Origin of the sequence: Pandoraea sp. PE-S2R-1 (assembly GCF_002179865.1) — a bacterium.
Classification (GTDB): domain Bacteria; phylum Pseudomonadota; class Gammaproteobacteria; order Burkholderiales; family Burkholderiaceae; genus Pandoraea.
The window spans coordinates 170,813-186,075 of the sequence record NZ_NGUR01000010.1 but is presented as its reverse complement, the minus strand read 5'-3'; the positions used below and the strand labels follow the sequence as shown (position 1 = coordinate 186,075).

Sequence of the window (15,263 nt, the reverse complement as noted above, 5' to 3'; positions counted from 1 at the left end):
TGCCGGGGCGCCCGCAAGGGGCTGCACACCCGGTTACTGCGAAGAGTGACGACCATGTACGATTTGCCCGATGCCCGTGGCCACTTTGGCCAATATGGCGGTGTTTTTGTTGCCGAGACGCTGATTCATGCGCTCGACGAGCTGCGTGAGGCTTACGCCAAGTACCAGCACGATCCCGCCTTTCTCGAAGAATTCAATTACGAACTGAAGCACTACGTCGGCCGTCCGTCGCCGATTTATCACGCCAAGCGCTGGAGCAGCGAGCTGGGCGGTGCACAGGTCTATCTGAAGCGCGAAGACCTGAACCACACCGGCGCGCATAAGGTGAACAACGTGATCGGGCAGGCGCTGCTCGCCCGTCGCATGGGCAAGCGCCGCGTCATTGCCGAGACCGGTGCCGGTCAGCACGGCGTGGCGACCGCAACCATCGCGGCGCGTTTCGGCATGGAATGCGTCGTCTACATGGGCGCGGAAGACGTCAAGCGTCAGGCGGCCAACGTCTATCGCATGCAGTTGCTCGGTGCGACCGTCGTGCCCGTCGAATCAGGCTCGAAGACGCTCAAAGATGCGCTCAACGAAGCCATGCGCGACTGGGTGACGAACGTCGAAAGCACGTTCTACATCATCGGCACCGTGGCCGGCCCGCACCCGTACCCGATGCTCGTGCGCGACTTCCAGCGCGTGATCGGCGACGAGTGCAAGGTGCAGATGCCCGAGCTCGCCGGCCGTCAGCCGGACTATGTGCTCGCCTGCGTGGGCGGTGGCTCCAACGCCATGGGCATCTTCTACCCGTATATCGATCTGCCCGACGTCAAGCTCGTGGGCGTGGAAGCGGCGGGCGACGGTATCGAGACCGGCCGTCACGCGGCGTCGATCATCGGTGGCACGCCGGGCGTGTTGCACGGCAACCGCACGTATCTGCTGCAAGACGCCAATGGCCAGATCACCGAGACGCATTCGATCTCGGCCGGTCTCGACTATCCGGGTGTCGGCCCCGAACACGCGTGGCTGCACGACATCCATCGCGCCGAGTACGTGGGCATCACCGATACCGAAGCCCTCAAGGCATTCCATGACTGCTGCCGGATCGAGGGCATCATTCCCGCACTGGAGTCGAGCCACGCGCTGGCTTACGCGTGCAAGCTTGCGCCCACACTGAGCCGCGACCAGATCGTTCTGGTCAACCTCTCGGGACGGGGCGACAAGGACATGCACACCGTGATGGCGATGGCCAAACCGGCCAGCGACGCCTGAGCGGCGCCGCGAGACTCCACCGATCCGACAGGTAACCAGAATCCGCATGACCGACCGCAACGCGCCGCCGCAAGAGACCATCGCTCAGGGCGAGGCACAAAATGACGTCCTCGGGACTGTGCGTCCCGCTCGTCCTGTTGATGCCACCGAAGCCGCGGCTGCGCGTCTTGAAGCCATGGAGGCGGCCGGCGAGCTTCGTGCGCGCTGGGCGCCGGGCGACATTGCGCTACGTCATGCCGACTTCCTGCAACACGTGCATGAACTGCCCGACGGGTCCGTCGACCTGATTCTTGCCGACCCGCCGTACGGGCTCGGCAAGGATTACGGCAACGACTCCGACAAGCGTTCGGGCGAGGATTTCCTCGGCTGGACCTACGGCTGGCTCGAAGCGGCGATTCCGAAACTCGCGCCGCGCGGCTCGCTGTATCTGTTCTGCACGTGGCAATACGCCCCCGAGCTGTTCGTGTTCCTCAAGCAGCGCATGCTGATGATCAACGAGATCATCTGGGATCGCCGCGTACCGAGCATGGGCGGCAGCACGCGACGCTTTTCGTCGGTGCACGACAACATCGGCTTCTTCGCGATTTCGAAGGACTATTACTTCGATCTCGATGCCGTGCGCGTGCCTTACGACGCCGCGACGAAGAAAGCGCGCTCGCGTCGTATCTTCGAGGGCAGCAAGTGGCTGGAACTCGGTTACAACCCCAAGGATCTGTGGTCCATCTCGCGATTGCACCGGCAAGACCCCGAACGCGTCGATCATCCGACGCAGAAACCGCTGCATATCATCGAGCGCATGGTGCTCTCGAGTTGCCCGCCCGGCGGCCTCGTGCTTGACCCGTTCATGGGCAGTGGCACGACTGCCGTGGCCTGCGCGCTGCACGGCCGGCGTTTCGTCGGCTTCGAGCTGAACGCGCACTACCACGCGCTCGCCAACCAACGACTTCAGAGACTTTCCGATCATGTCCCGCATTCAAGCGACGTTCCAAGCCTTGCAAGCGCAGGGTAAGAAGGGCCTCATTCCGTTCATTACCGCCGGTGACCCCGAGCCGGGCTGGACGGTCAAACTGATGCATGCACTGGCCGATAACGGCGCCGACGTCATCGAACTCGGCGTGCCGTTTTCCGACCCGATGGCCGATGGCCCGGTGATTCAGCGCGCCTCCGAGCGTGCGCTGGCACGCGGCGTGAGCCTCGCCGAGGTGCTCGGCTACGTGGCCGCATTCCGCCAGACCAACGACCGCACCCCGATCGTGCTGATGGGCTACGCCAACCCGATCGAGGCGATGGGGCTCGACGCCTTTGCCGAACGGGCAGCGGCGGCCGGGGTGGACGGCGTGCTGGTGGTCGACTATCCGCCGGAAGAAGCTGAGGAATACGCCGGCGCCATGCGCGCCCGCGGTATCGATCCGATCTTCCTTCTGGCGCCGACGTCGACCGACGCGCGCATTGCCGCCGTGGCCAAGCAGGCGAGCGGCTATCTGTACTACGTCTCGCTCAAGGGTGTGACCGGTGCGGCGAGCCTCGATCTGGACAGCGTGGCCGCGAAAATCCCTCAGATCAAGGCGGTGGCACCGCTGCCGGTGGGCGTGGGCTTCGGCATTCGCGATGCCGAAACGGCCCGTGCCATCTCGGGGGTGGCCGATGCCGTGGTGATCGGCAGTGCCATCGTGCAACGGCTTGAAAACACGCCGCGTGATCTGGAAGGCCAGAACGCGGTAAAATCGCTGGCTGAATTCATCGGCGAAATCCGTCAGGCGCTCGACGAGGGCCTGCCAGCGCGGTAACACGCGCGGCCGGGTGGGGTATCATCCCGCCGATGAAACGCTGAATTGAAACGGCCGTCAGGCCGCTGAGACGCCTGTCCCCGCCCGGGGGCGGGCGTTTGCCAAGGAGAAACTATGAGCTGGCTCGATAAGCTGCTGCCCCCGAAGATCAAGCAAACCGATCCGACGCAGCGCAACAAGAGCATCCCGGAAGGGCTGTGGATCAAGTGCCCGTCGTGCGAAGCCGTGCTGTATCGCAACGACGTGGAAGCCAATCTGCATGTCTGCCCGAAGTGCGATCATCACATGCGTATCGGTGCGCGCGCCCGTCTGGACGCGCTGCTCGATCCGGAAGGCCGCTACGAGCTGGGTCAGGAAATCGTGCCGGTCGACGCACTCAAGTTCAAGGACAGCCGCAAGTACCCGGACCGCATCAAGGAAGCCATGGACGACACGGGTGAAACCGACGCCATGGTTGTGATGGGCGGGGCGATTCACACGCTGCCGGTGGTCGTGGCGTGCTTCGAGTTCGCGTTCATGGCCGGTTCGATGGGCTCGGTGGTCGGCGAGCGCTTCGTGCGCGGTGCGCAGAATGCGCTGGAGCAGGGCGTGCCGTTCATCTGCGTGACCGCTTCGGGCGGTGCGCGCATGCAGGAAAGCCTGCTTTCGCTGATGCAGATGGCCAAGACCACGGCCATGCTGACCAAACTGGCCGATGCCAAGCTGCCGTTCATCTCGGTGCTGACCGACCCGACGATGGGTGGCGTGTCGGCAAGCTTCGCCTTCCTGGGTGACGTGGTGATGGCCGAGCCGAAGGCGCTGATCGGGTTTGCCGGTCCGCGCGTGATCGAACAGACCGTGCGTGAGAAGCTGCCGGAAGGCTTCCAGCGTTCTGAGTTTCTGCTGCAAAAGGGCGCGATCGACATGATCGTCGACCGCCGCAAGATGCGCGAAGAAATCGCACGTCTGATCGCACTGATGCAGTGCCAGCCGGCTGACGCGGTGGCCTGATGCGTGGTGTGCCGCACCGCTGCACTACGTGAAGCGTTGCGGCGAAACACTGCGGCATGGCGCTGCAACGTTCGGTATGCCGCCCCCAAGGCGCGCCCATCGGCGTAAAATGGCGCCACGCCACGCAGTGCCACGTACGTGTCACCCACTGCCATTGCATTACTTAGCAGGATCTCAAGCGCGGACGTTCGTCCGCGCTTTGCTTTTCTGCCCGCACATTCATGCCGACATACTCCACTCTCGACGCCTGGCTCGCCCATCTTGAAACCGCTCACCCTGTGGGCATCGACATGGGACTTACGCGCATCGGGCGCGTGAAAGAGGCCCTCGGCCTGCATTTCCCCTGTCCGGTCTTCACCGTCGGCGGTACCAACGGCAAAGGCTCGACCTGCGCGATTATCGAGGCGATTCTGCTCTCGGCCGGTTATCGCGTCGGCTGCCACACGTCGCCGCATCTGCTCACGTTCAACGAGCGCGCCCGCATCAATGGCGAGATCGTCGACGATGCGACGCTGCTGCCGCATTTCGAGGCTGTCGAGCGTGCCCGCACGAGCTTTGACGAACCCGTCTCGCTCACCTATTTCGAATTCACCACGCTGGCGATCATGCAGATGTTCGCCACTGCGGGCCTCGACGCGGTGATTCTCGAAGTCGGACTGGGCGGCCGTCTCGATGCCGTGAACATCATCGACGCCGATTGCGCGGTCATCACCAGCATCGACATCGATCACGCCGAGTATCTGGGCAACACGCGCGAAGCGATCGCCATCGAGAAGGCCGGCATCTTCCGCGCGGGCAAGCCGGCGGTCTGCGGCGACCCGATGCCGCCCGCCACGCTGGCTGCCGAAGCCGAGCGCATCGGTGCCGACTTCTGGCAATTTGGGCGCGACTTCAACTATCAGGGCGACAAGCAGCAGTGGAGCTACGCAGGGCGCAACATGCGACGCCCGGCACTGGCGTACCCGGCACTGCGGGGCGCCAACCAGTTGCTGAACGCGTCTGCTGCACTGGCGGCGCTGGAATCGATGCGGGCCGAGTTGCCGGTGTCGGCACAGGACATCCGTCTGGGGCTGGCCTCCGTCGAATTGCCGGGGCGTTTTCAGGTGTTGCCGGGGCGTCCGGCCGTGGTGCTCGACGTGGCACACAACCCGCACGCGGCCGCTGCGCTGGGACACAACATCGACGGCATGGGGTTCTTTCCGTATACCTACGCGGTGTTCGGGGCCATGGCCGACAAGGATATTGAAGGCGTACTGCGGCACATGGTCGACAAGGTCGATCACTGGCGCCTGTGCGGTTTGCCGACCCCGCGCGCGGCGAGTCCGGAAGTGCTTGAAGAGAAGCTTCGTGCCGTCGGGTTTGTCGAAGACGCCGATCATTCGGTCGAAACCTTCGAATCCCCTGAGAAAGCCTATGCCGCCGCGCTCGAGCAGTGCGGGGAGAATGATAGAATTGTGGTTTTTGGATCGTTCTTTACGGTGGCGGGTGTGATGTCGCACCGCAAATTGCAGCGCCACTAACGCCTGATGGTGTAATCGCAGTGACATGCAGTGACATTTTCTTACGAGAAATGTCATGCGCAGTATGCACCGGATGCGCGATGATCAATCCAACGACGCAAGTTTCGACCTGAGCCAAGGGCCTATGGGATTGTTTTCCTTCCGCAAGAAAGACGCCGAAGCCGTTTCCCCGAAGCGCGGTAGCCGCAAGAGCGGCCGCACCGGCAGCCGTACGGCGGGAGGGGGCGAATACAGCGAGCACGAACAACTCGACCCGCTGCTGCCCGAGAAGCAACGCGCGCGCCGCCGTCTGGTAGGCGCGCTTGCGCTGGTGCTCGCGGCCGTCATCATCTTGCCGATGGTGCTGGCCCCCGAACCCAAGCCGGCGGCCGACGACATCGCCATCCAGATTCCCGGTAAAGATGCCAATTCGCCGCCCGTGCGCGTGAAGCCGCAAGCGGCGGCAACGTCGACCGATGCGTCGCTCGACAAGGGTGAAGAAGCCGTCGACGGCAACTCGCTCGCGAATAGCAACAGCAGCGGCAGCAACACCAACAAGCCGGCATCGTCCCAGTCGCAAGCTGCGGCGGTGCCACCGGCACCGACAGGTGTGCCGCCGTCGTCGCCGAGTACATCGGTCGCCCCTGCCGTGCCCCTCACGCCGGTCACGCCGCCGGTGGCGCAGGCCAAACCGGAATCGAAGCCGGACAGCAAGCCTGAGGTGAAGAAGCCCGAGCAGCACGCCGAAGCGAAGCCTGCGGCCAAGCCCAGCGAATCGCACGACACGCCCAAGGCAGCCAACAAACCTGATCTGAACGCTGCCGACCCGATCGCCCAGTTCGCGCAGAACAACAACGCCAAGCCGGCGGCCAATCACGACAACGCACAAGCCAAAGCGGCGGCACCTGCCGGTAATGGCAAGTATCTGGTGCGCATCGGCGCCTTCTCGACGCAGGACCGCGCGCAGGCGTGGCTCGTCAAGCTCAAGCTCGTGAACGTGCCGAGCTACATGGTGAAGGGCAACGTCGACGGCCGCGAGCTCTACCTGCTGCGTGCCGGTCCGTTCCCTGACCGCAACAGCGCCGAAGCCGCCAGCAAGAAGATCCGTGATGCCGGTTTGACGGCCATGGTCGCCGAGGCGGGCTGAGTTGGGTAATTTTGCGCAGGGCGGTCTGCTGACCGTAGTGGATTACGCGGCGATCGCGATTTTGCTCGGCTCGATGGTGCTGGGCATGTTGCGCGGTCTGGTACGCGAGCTGTTCAATCTGGTGGGCTGGGTGGTGGCGTTCTTCGTGGCGCGCGCTTTCGGCCCGACCGTAGCGCACTGGCTGCCAGCCGACCTGCCGGGCGGCGAGATGACGCAGGGTGCGCTCGGTTTCCTGCTGGTGCTGGTGGCCGTCGTTTTCGGGGCCAGCATCGTGAGCGCGCTGGTGGGGCGCATGACCGACATGATCGGGCTGCGTCCGGCCGATCGCGGTTTAGGCATGTTGTTCGGTATCGTGCGCGGCATGTTGCTCTTGATGTTGTTGCTGGTCGCCGCCAGATTGACAGCATTGCCTCAGCAACCGGCGTGGCAGCACTCGATGGTGCGCCCGTGGGTCGAAGCCGGGCTGGAGCGCCTGATGCCGTATCTGCCCGAGCCGGTCCAGCATTACCTTCACAAGCCCGAAGAGGCCGTGCCGAGCGTGAACTCGCTGGGGACGCCGATCCCCTTGCCACAATTGGAACGTAGTTTGGAACCGAGTCGCCGGATGCAGGAAATGCTCGGCGGGCAGGGCGGCTTGAAGAGCCGTGGCGAGATGGTCGGGATTCGCGACAACCTCAGCGGCGGTGCCGCAGCGGCGGGGCAGACGAACGGTGCCGGCGGGGTTGCGAGTGACGCCGGAACGAACGCGGGCCTGGGCGGCGGTAGCGCTGGGAGCGCCTCCGGCCAAGCGCCGGGCGCCGGTTTGGCGAGCCCCGGTGCGAGCGATGGCGTACAGCAGGGGTGGGGCATGCGCAGCGGCGGATCGGCCGCGCCGTCCGCCGGCCTGCACAAGGTTTCCGAATGACGGATAATACGGTCCGTTCGTTTGACACAGATTTCGAAGTTTTTTGAAGGATTCATGCCATGTGTGGCATCGTCGGTGTAGTCTCCAAGTCCCCTGTCAATCAGTTCATTTACGATAGCCTGCTGCTCTTGCAGCATCGCGGCCAGGACGCCGCCGGCATTGCGACGACGGATGGCCAGTCGTTCTACATGCACAAGGGCAACGGCATGGTGCGCGACGTGTTCCGCACGCGCAACATGCGTGACCTGCCGGGTCAGGTGGGTATCGGTCAGGTGCGCTACCCGACGGCTGGCTCGTCGAGTGCCGCGCAAGCGCAGCCGTTCTACGTGAATGCCCCGTACGGCATCGTGCTCGCGCACAACGGCAATCTGACGAACTGGGAACAGCTCAAAGACGAGATGTTCCGCATCGACCGCCGTCACATCAACACGACCTCCGACTCCGAAGTGCTGCTCAACGTGCTCGCGCACGAGTTGCAGCAAAGCTCGCTCGAAGGCCTGAGCGTGCCGTCGCTGTTCGAAGCCGTGCGCGGTGTGCATCGCCGCCTGCGTGGCTCGTACGCGATTGTCTCGATCATCTCCGGTTTCGGTCTGCTCGCGTTCCGCGATCCGAACGGTATCCGTCCGCTGTGCATCGGCCGCTTCGAAGGCACGAACGGCACGGAGTGGATGGTGGCGTCGGAATCGGTGGCGCTCGAAGGCATGGGCTTCGCGTTCGAGCGCGACGTCAAGCCGGGCGAAGCGATCTTCATCAGCAACGACGGCGAACTGACTTCGCAGCAATGCGCGGAAGCCACGTCGCTGCATCCCTGCATTTTCGAACTCGTGTATCTGGCCCGTCCTGACTCGGTGCTCGATGGCGTGGCGGTGTACGACGCACGTCTGCGCATGGGTGACTATCTCGCCGAGAAGATTCGCCGCGAGATCGATTACAAGGACATCGATGTCGTGATGCCGATTCCGGACTCCAGCCGTCCGGCAGCCATGCAGGTTGCCAAGCGTCTGGGCCTGAATTATCGCGAAGGCTTCTTCAAGAACCGCTACGTCGGCCGTACCTTCATCATGCCCGGCCAGGCGATGCGCAAGAAGTCGGTGCGCCAGAAGCTCAACGCCATGCGCGTCGAGTTCAAGGACAAGAACGTGCTGATCGTCGACGACTCGATCGTGCGCGGTACGACCAGTCAGGAAATCGTGCAGATGGCGCGCGACGCCGGTGCCCGTAAGGTGATCTTCGCGTCGGCGGCACCGCCCGTGAAATTCCCGAACGTGTACGGCATCGACATGCCGACGCGCAGCGAACTGGTGGCCCACGATCGCAGCGATGAAGAAGTGGCGCGCATCATCGGTGCCGACGAACTGATTTATCAGGACGTCGAAGACATGAAGGCTGCTGTGCGCGACATCAACCCGGCGCTGACCGACTTTGATGCCTCGTGCTTCGATGGCAACTACATCACGGGCGACATCACCGTCGAATACCTGAACCGTCTGGAGCAGCAACGCAAGGCGCCGAAGGCGTCGGTCGAGCGCGATGCCGGTGATAATGGCGATGGCGGCGAAGGTGACGAAAACGAGCCCCGCGGCGCTCAGCTCGGCCTGTAAGGCCAATGGCTGAGCGCACCGCTCAGACAGGCTGGCCAGCGCGCTACGGCGCCAGAGGCCGGCCAGCAGCGCAAGGAGGGATTTTCCTTCCGTGCCTGCAACGTGCTACACTGCTTTTCACGTCGATTTGATTTCAGCTTGCGGACGTGGGGGAACATCCCCGAAACAGCTAAAGCGAGGCCTAGACAGATGGATTTCGAGCCCGTTTTGCTGACAAGCGAAACGGGCTTTTTCTTTTTGAAACGAGATACACGATGGACTCCTTCGATTTCGATACCCTGGCGGTGCGCGCGGGCACGCAGCGCTCCGAGTTCGGTGAGCATTCCGAGGCGCTGTACCTGACCTCGAGCTTCGTCTTCAAGAGCGCGGCCGAGGCTGCCGAGCGCTTCGCGCACTCGGAAGAGGGCTTCACCTATTCGCGCTTCACCAACCCGACGGTGTCGATGTTCCAGGACCGTCTGGCGGCACTGGAAGGCGGCGAGGCCTGTATGGCCACCGCCTCGGGCATGGCGGCGATTGTCTCGGTCGTGATGACGGCGCTGTCGGCCGGTGATCACCTTGTCAGCTCGCAAAGCATCTTCGGCTCCACGCTGAACGTGTTCTCGACGATCTTCAGCCGTTTCGGCGTGGAGACGACCTTCGTCGATCCGACCGATCTCGACGCCTGGCGCGCCGCGATCAAGCCGAACACGAAGATGTTCTTCCTCGAAACCCCGTCGAACCCGCTCACCGACATCGCCGACATTGCCGCCATCGGCAAGATTGCGAAGGAAGCGAACGCCTTGTTCGTCGTCGACAACTGTTTCTGTACGCCGGCGTTGCAGCGTCCGATCGAATACGGTGCGGATGTGGTCGTGCACTCGGCCACCAAGTATCTCGACGGTCAGGGCCGTGTGCTGGGCGGTGCCATCGTGGGCACGAAAGACTTCATCATGGGCAAGGTCTTCCCGTTCGTGCGCAGCGCGGGCCCGACGCTCTCGGCGTTTAACGCATGGGTGATTCTGAAGGGCATGGAAACGCTGTCGCTGCGCATGGAGCGGCAATCGGCCAGCGCGCTGACTGTGGCGCAATGGCTGGAGCAGCAACCGCAAGTCGCACGCGTGTTCTACCCGGGCCTGCCGTCGCACCCGCAATACGAACTGGCGCAGCGTCAGCAGAAGGCGGGCGGTGCGATCGTCGCGTTTGAACTGAAGGGCGCCACGCCGGCCGAACAACGCGAAAACGCATGGCGCGTGATCGACAACACGCGTGTGCTGTCGATTACCGGCAACTTGGGCGATACGCGTACGACCATCACGCACCCGGCCAGCACCACGCACGGCCGTATCACGCCGGAAGCACGCGCTGCCGCGGGGATTACGGAAGGGCTGATTCGTCTGGCGGTGGGGCTTGAGTCGCCCGCTGACATTCAGGCCGATCTGTCGCGCGGCTTTGCGCCGAACGCGCAATAAGCGGAGCGCAGCGGACATGAGTCGATTCTGGAGCGCGGGCGTTGCCGATCTGACGCCCTACGTGCCCGGTGAGCAGCCGCAGATGCAGCGGCTCATCAAGCTCAATACCAACGAGAATCCGTACGGACCGTCGCCGCGCGTGCTCGCCGCCATTCGCGACGCGCTCGGCAGCGATGCCGAGGCGCTGAAGCTGTATCCGGACCCGGACGCGCGCCGTTTCAAGCAGGCGATTGCAACGCGTTTCGGTCTGGAAGTTGCCAACGTGCACGTGGGCAACGGTTCGGACGAAGTGCTGGCCAACGTGTTTCAGGGGCTGCTCAAGCACGACAAGCCGATTCTCTACCCGGACATCACGTACAGCTTCTATCCCGTGTATTGCGGGCTGTATGGCGTCGCATTCGAGACCGTGCCGCTGTCCGACGCGTTCGAGATTCGCGCAGAGGATTACCGCAAGCCGAACGGCGGCATCATCTTCCCGAATCCGAACGCACCGACGGGCCGTGCGATCGCCTTGGGCGAGATCGAGCGCGTGCTGGCGGATAACGCGGGCTCGGTGGTCGTGATCGATGAGGCGTATATCGACTTTGGCGGCGAGACGGCGGCGGGGTTGATTGCGAAGTATCCGAATCTGCTGGTGGTGCAAACGCTGTCGAAGTCGCGCTCGCTGGCGGGGTTGCGGCTTGGCTTCGCCATCGGGCATCCGGATTTGATCGAGGCACTGGAGCGTGTGAAGAACAGCTTCAACTCGTATCCGCTCGACCGGCTGGCACAAGCGGCCGGTGTGGCGGCGATTGAAGACGAGGCGTACTTCGAGCAGACGCGTCAGGCGGTGATCGCGAGCCGTGAGGCGCTGGTCGAGCGCATGACGGCACTGGGCTTTGAAGTGTTGCCGTCAAAGGCGAACTTCGTGTTCGCGCGTCATCCGTTGCACGATGCCGCGCAACTGGCGGCCGCGCTGCGTGAGCGCGCGATCATCGTGCGTCACTTCAAAAGCGCACGTGTGGCGCAGTTCCTGCGTATTACGGTGGGCACCGACGCAGAGTGCGAGACCTTCACGGACGCATTGAAGGAAGTTCTGGCGGGCTGATTCGCCAGAGAGTGGACGGAAACGTCAGCGCTCGCAGGGCCGGTATTCGGTGGCGCATCATGCGTTGCACGGGGTACCGGCCCTTTTTGCTTTGGGTTCTGGCAAGGCGGCATGTACGCCGTTACGATGGCGGGAATTCGATCAGAGAGATGCCCATGAAGACGACATACCTGCCACGCGCCGGTTGGTACGGTGCTTTGCTGCTCCTTGCCGGGGTGTTCTGGCTGGTTGGCTGGTCGAGGGTGATGGGAAGTTATTTCCCGGCGCTGTTCAGCTACTTCGCGTGTTCGATCTTCATGGTGGTGTTCCCGAGCTGGTTCTACGGCTCGCGCCGACAGCCGCGTACGACATTCGGTGTCAAAACTCTGCACTTTTGGCGCGGTGCGATCGTTCTGGGGTTAGGCGGAACGGTCGCAGGCCTGCTCGCACGAAGCGCGCTTGGCGCCCAGTTCGGTATGTTTCTGACGCTATGGGCGGTGGATTGCTTGCTGAGCGTCAGAGAGGTCGGATTCCGTCCCGATGCGCAGACATCGAGCTAGCGGCTTACAGCAAGTAGCGACTGAGTCGCACGCCGGTCAGTGCGCCAAGCACCCGCGAAGACAACAGCAACTTGCCGTCCGCTTGCAGCATCGGTGTCCCCTTGGCCATCAGCGAGCCCGGAGGCGGATCCGAGATGACCAGGCCGTCATTGCCGAATGTCGGGTCACGAGGCCCGTCGGCCAAACGTCGTTCAAGCGTGGTCTTGCTCACACCGCCGGTATAGCCCGCCCAGATGAACTTTCCGTCAGGTTGGAGCAGGAACGCGCCTGCAACATTGCCCTCGTTACCAATCGGCGTCATGAGGAGTTTGCCGTCGTTGAAGGTCATGTCCGTCGCCCCGTCTGTCTCAAGACGCGTTATCCAGGTCGTCTGCGGACGCTCCGGCGGGCTGGCCAGTCCGAGCACGAGGATCTTTCCGTCTGACCGTGTCGCGAGTGCGACGGCTTGCCAAAAGGTTGAGCCGGGATACTGCTCCGGATAATCGAAAAAGCGATACCCGTCGTCACCAAACGTCGGAACGGGTTTGCCTCTGTCGTCGTACCGGGATACCTGCGGTTGCAGGTGGACGGGCGCATCGTACGTTGCAGTTCCCCACAACATCAACGTGCCGTCACTCTGGGGCAAAATGCCGAGAAGATGCGCTTGCGGGGGAACATCCGAGGAAATGCCGACCACGCCAAACGAGGGGTCGAGTGTGCCATCCGAAGCGAGGCGGACGAGGGCACTGCGGCCTGAGCCGCGCATGCACAGGACGATGCGATCGTCTTGCTGGACACTGAAACCGAAAATTTCGTTGCTATAGGGATTGTCCAGAATGACCATCGTGAATCCGGCGTTGCCGAACCCGGTGTCAAGCTGACCGTCCTCATGCAGCCGCGCGACCAACAACTGGTAGCGGCTTTCTTCCGGAAAATTCAGATTGCCTGACACGATGATCTTGCCGTCGGACTGGAACGAGCATCCGAGCACGCTGAAATTAATTGCCTCCGCGTGAGGAAAATGGATTGCTTTTCCCTCGGCGCCAAAGAGTGGATCAGGTGTGCCGTCGGGTAGGTGACGAAAGACGCGAATGCCGACGCTATCCAAGATGCCTTCGACCGTCACGATTTTTTGATCCGGACGCAGCGCGGAAGTCCCCAGACCACCCGGTATGTCGGAATGCCCGCCGTTGCCAAATGACGGGTCGAGATCGCCCGCGCGTAAAGTCTGGTTCATGACGATTACCTCGTTGCTCGTAAGGGCAGTCTCATCGCATCTACGGCATCAGCGATACCGGGGCGGCGACTGCAAGTCGGTCGTAGCGTTGCCACCGACACACCGGCTCGCTACCACTCTTGGCTCACAACGTGTGCGCAGCAACTGTCAACGTTGACAGGTAGCGTCATGGCAAACATTCATGGATACCCCTGCTTTTCGACGCGTCGACGCGTCCGGCGAGACTACGCTATGCTTGCGGGATTCCCCCATGAAGTCATCGGAGACGTCGAATGTCGCATCAAGTCGAATTGTTTATCAATGGGCAGTGGAAAGCGGGCGCAGAAGGCCTGACGCTGCCGATCGAAAACCCGGCCACCGGTGAAACCATCGGCACCGTGGCCCGCGCCACGCAACCGGATCTGGACGCCGCCCTTGCCGCCGCCGAAGCCGGTTTCGCCAAGTGGCGCGAAGTCGCCCCGTTCGAGCGCGCCAAGCTCATGCGCAAAGCCGCCGGCCTGCTGCGCGAACGCGTGGGTGATATCGCCCGCCAGATGACGCTGGAGCAGGGCAAGCCGGTCGGTGAAGCCAAGGGTGAAGTGCTCTCCGCCGCCGACATCATTGAATTCTTCGCAGAAGAAGGCAAACGCGCTTACGGCCGTCTCGTCCCGTCGCGCGTGCCGAATGTCACGCAATTGGTGATCCCGACGCCGGTCGGCGCCGTCGCTGCCTTCACGCCGTGGAACTTCCCGGTCAATCAGGTCGTGCGCAAAGTCTCCGCTGCGCTGGCCGCCGGTTGCTCGGTGATCGTCAAGGCACCGGAAGAAACCCCGGCATCGCCCGCTGCACTGATTCGCGCCTTCGCCGACGCCGGTCTGCCCGATGGTGTGCTGAACCTCGTGTACGGCGTGCCGGCCGAAATCTCGTCGTATCTGATCCCGCACCCGACCATCCGCAAGGTCTCGTTCACGGGCTCCACGCCGGTGGGCAAGCAACTGGCCGCCATGGCCGGTCTGCACATGAAGCGCGTGACGATGGAGCTCGGCGGCCATGCCCCGGCACTGATCTTCAACGACGCCGACATCGCCGCTGCCGTGCGCAACCTCGCTGGCGGCAAGTTCCGCAACGCCGGTCAGGTCTGTATCGCGCCGACGCGTTTCATCGTGCAACGCGGTGTGTACGACCAGTTCGTCGCAGCCTTCGTGAAGGCGGCCGAAGCCGTGCGCGTGGGTAACGGTCTGGACCCGGAAACGACGATGGGCCCGCTCGTGAACGGCAAGCGCTTCGAAGCCATCAGCGCCATCGTCGATGACGCCGTGGCTCACGGTGCCGAACTGAAAACCGGTGGCAAGCGCGCCGCCGACGGTGGTCACTTCTACGCCCCGACGGTGCTGTGCAACGTGCCGCTCACGGCAAAGATCATGCACGAAGAGCCGTTCGGCCCGGTGGCGATCATCAACCCGTTCGATACGGAAGAAGAAGCCATCGCCGAAGCCAACCGTCTGCCGTATGGTCTGGCCGCGTACGCCTACACCACGTCGGCGGGCACGGCGCAGCGCCTGTCCACGCGCGTGGAAAGCGGCATGCTGACGATCAACCATTCGGGCCTCGCCCTGCCGGAAGTGCCGTTCGGCGGCGTGAAGGACAGCGGCTACGGTTCGGAAGGCGGCCCGGAAGCTCTCGAAGCGTACCTGCAACCGAAGTTCGTCACGCGTCTCGACGTCTGAGCATCAGATCCTCTGATCGTGTGATATCGAACGCCCGGTAGCAAAAAAAGCCGATGCAGGCGACTGCGTCGGCTTTTTTCAT

Annotated in this window: 13 protein-coding genes; 12 read left to right on the top strand and 1 reads right to left on the bottom strand. The window is 63.2% G+C overall.

Annotated elements, in window-relative coordinates; all coding sequences use genetic code 11:
- Positions 1 to 54 precede the first annotated feature (54 nt).
- The 11 genes from trpB to CDV44_RS11345 all read left to right on the top strand — a co-directional run bounded on the left by trpB (position 55) and on the right by CDV44_RS11345 (position 12,259).
- Positions 55 to 1,254 carry a tryptophan synthase subunit beta gene (trpB, locus tag CDV44_RS11395; protein ID WP_058379316.1) on the top strand — a complete coding sequence of 400 codons (1,200 nt, stop codon included), beginning with the start codon at positions 55 to 57 and terminating at the stop codon, positions 1,252 to 1,254.
- Positions 1,255 to 1,429: 175 nt separating this feature from the next.
- Positions 1,430 to 2,263: a site-specific DNA-methyltransferase gene (locus CDV44_RS11390; protein WP_087688726.1), complete on the top strand. Its 834-nt coding sequence runs from the start codon at positions 1,430 to 1,432 to the stop codon at positions 2,261 to 2,263.
- Positions 2,217 to 3,041, top strand: coding sequence for a tryptophan synthase subunit alpha (gene trpA / locus CDV44_RS11385; RefSeq protein WP_087688157.1), 825 nt, complete (start codon positions 2,217 to 2,219; stop codon positions 3,039 to 3,041). The genes CDV44_RS11390 and trpA overlap by 47 nt, the downstream gene beginning before the upstream one ends.
- Positions 3,042 to 3,155: 114 nt before the next feature.
- Positions 3,156 to 4,031: an acetyl-CoA carboxylase, carboxyltransferase subunit beta gene (gene accD / locus CDV44_RS11380; RefSeq protein WP_058379314.1), complete on the top strand. Its 876-nt coding sequence runs from the start codon at positions 3,156 to 3,158 to the stop codon at positions 4,029 to 4,031.
- 221 nt (positions 4,032 to 4,252) lie between these two features.
- A complete protein-coding gene (folC, locus tag CDV44_RS11375) occupies positions 4,253 to 5,551 on the top strand; it encodes a bifunctional tetrahydrofolate synthase/dihydrofolate synthase (RefSeq protein WP_087688156.1) in 1,299 nt (432 codons plus the stop codon).
- 124 nt (positions 5,552 to 5,675) lie between these two features.
- Positions 5,676 to 6,677, top strand: coding sequence for an SPOR domain-containing protein (locus tag CDV44_RS11370; protein ID WP_087688725.1), 1,002 nt, complete (start codon positions 5,676 to 5,678; stop codon positions 6,675 to 6,677).
- Position 6,678: 1 nt separating this feature from the next.
- The gene (locus CDV44_RS28450) at positions 6,679 to 7,581 is read left to right on the top strand and encodes a CvpA family protein (protein ID WP_249277512.1); all 903 of its coding nucleotides are present in this window, start codon (positions 6,679 to 6,681) and stop codon (positions 7,579 to 7,581) included.
- Between the two features lie 59 nt (positions 7,582 to 7,640).
- Positions 7,641 to 9,182 (top strand): amidophosphoribosyltransferase, encoded by a 1,542-nt coding sequence (purF, locus tag CDV44_RS11360; RefSeq protein ID WP_087688155.1) that lies wholly within the window; start codon positions 7,641 to 7,643, stop codon positions 9,180 to 9,182.
- A gap of 254 nt (positions 9,183 to 9,436) precedes the next feature.
- Positions 9,437 to 10,633 (top strand): O-succinylhomoserine sulfhydrylase, encoded by a 1,197-nt coding sequence (locus CDV44_RS11355; protein WP_058379309.1) that lies wholly within the window; start codon positions 9,437 to 9,439, stop codon positions 10,631 to 10,633.
- Positions 10,634 to 10,649: 16 nt separating this feature from the next.
- On the top strand, positions 10,650 to 11,720 hold the full coding sequence (gene hisC / locus CDV44_RS11350; RefSeq protein ID WP_087688154.1) for a histidinol-phosphate transaminase: 1,071 nt from the start codon (positions 10,650 to 10,652) through the stop codon (positions 11,718 to 11,720).
- A gap of 155 nt (positions 11,721 to 11,875) precedes the next feature.
- Positions 11,876 to 12,259 carry a hypothetical protein gene (locus CDV44_RS11345; protein ID WP_141118719.1) on the top strand — a complete coding sequence of 128 codons (384 nt, stop codon included), beginning with the start codon at positions 11,876 to 11,878 and terminating at the stop codon, positions 12,257 to 12,259.
- 4 nt (positions 12,260 to 12,263) lie between these two features.
- Here CDV44_RS11345 and CDV44_RS11340 read toward each other — a convergent pair whose 3' ends face one another.
- Positions 12,264 to 13,475, bottom strand: coding sequence for a hypothetical protein (locus tag CDV44_RS11340; protein WP_087688152.1), 1,212 nt, complete (start codon positions 13,473 to 13,475; stop codon positions 12,264 to 12,266).
- A gap of 272 nt (positions 13,476 to 13,747) precedes the next feature.
- On the opposite strand from CDV44_RS11340, the gene CDV44_RS11335 reads away from it, so the two are divergent.
- Positions 13,748 to 15,181, top strand: coding sequence for an NAD-dependent succinate-semialdehyde dehydrogenase (locus CDV44_RS11335; RefSeq protein ID WP_087688151.1), 1,434 nt, complete (start codon positions 13,748 to 13,750; stop codon positions 15,179 to 15,181).
- The last annotated feature ends 82 nt before the right edge of the window (positions 15,182 to 15,263 follow it).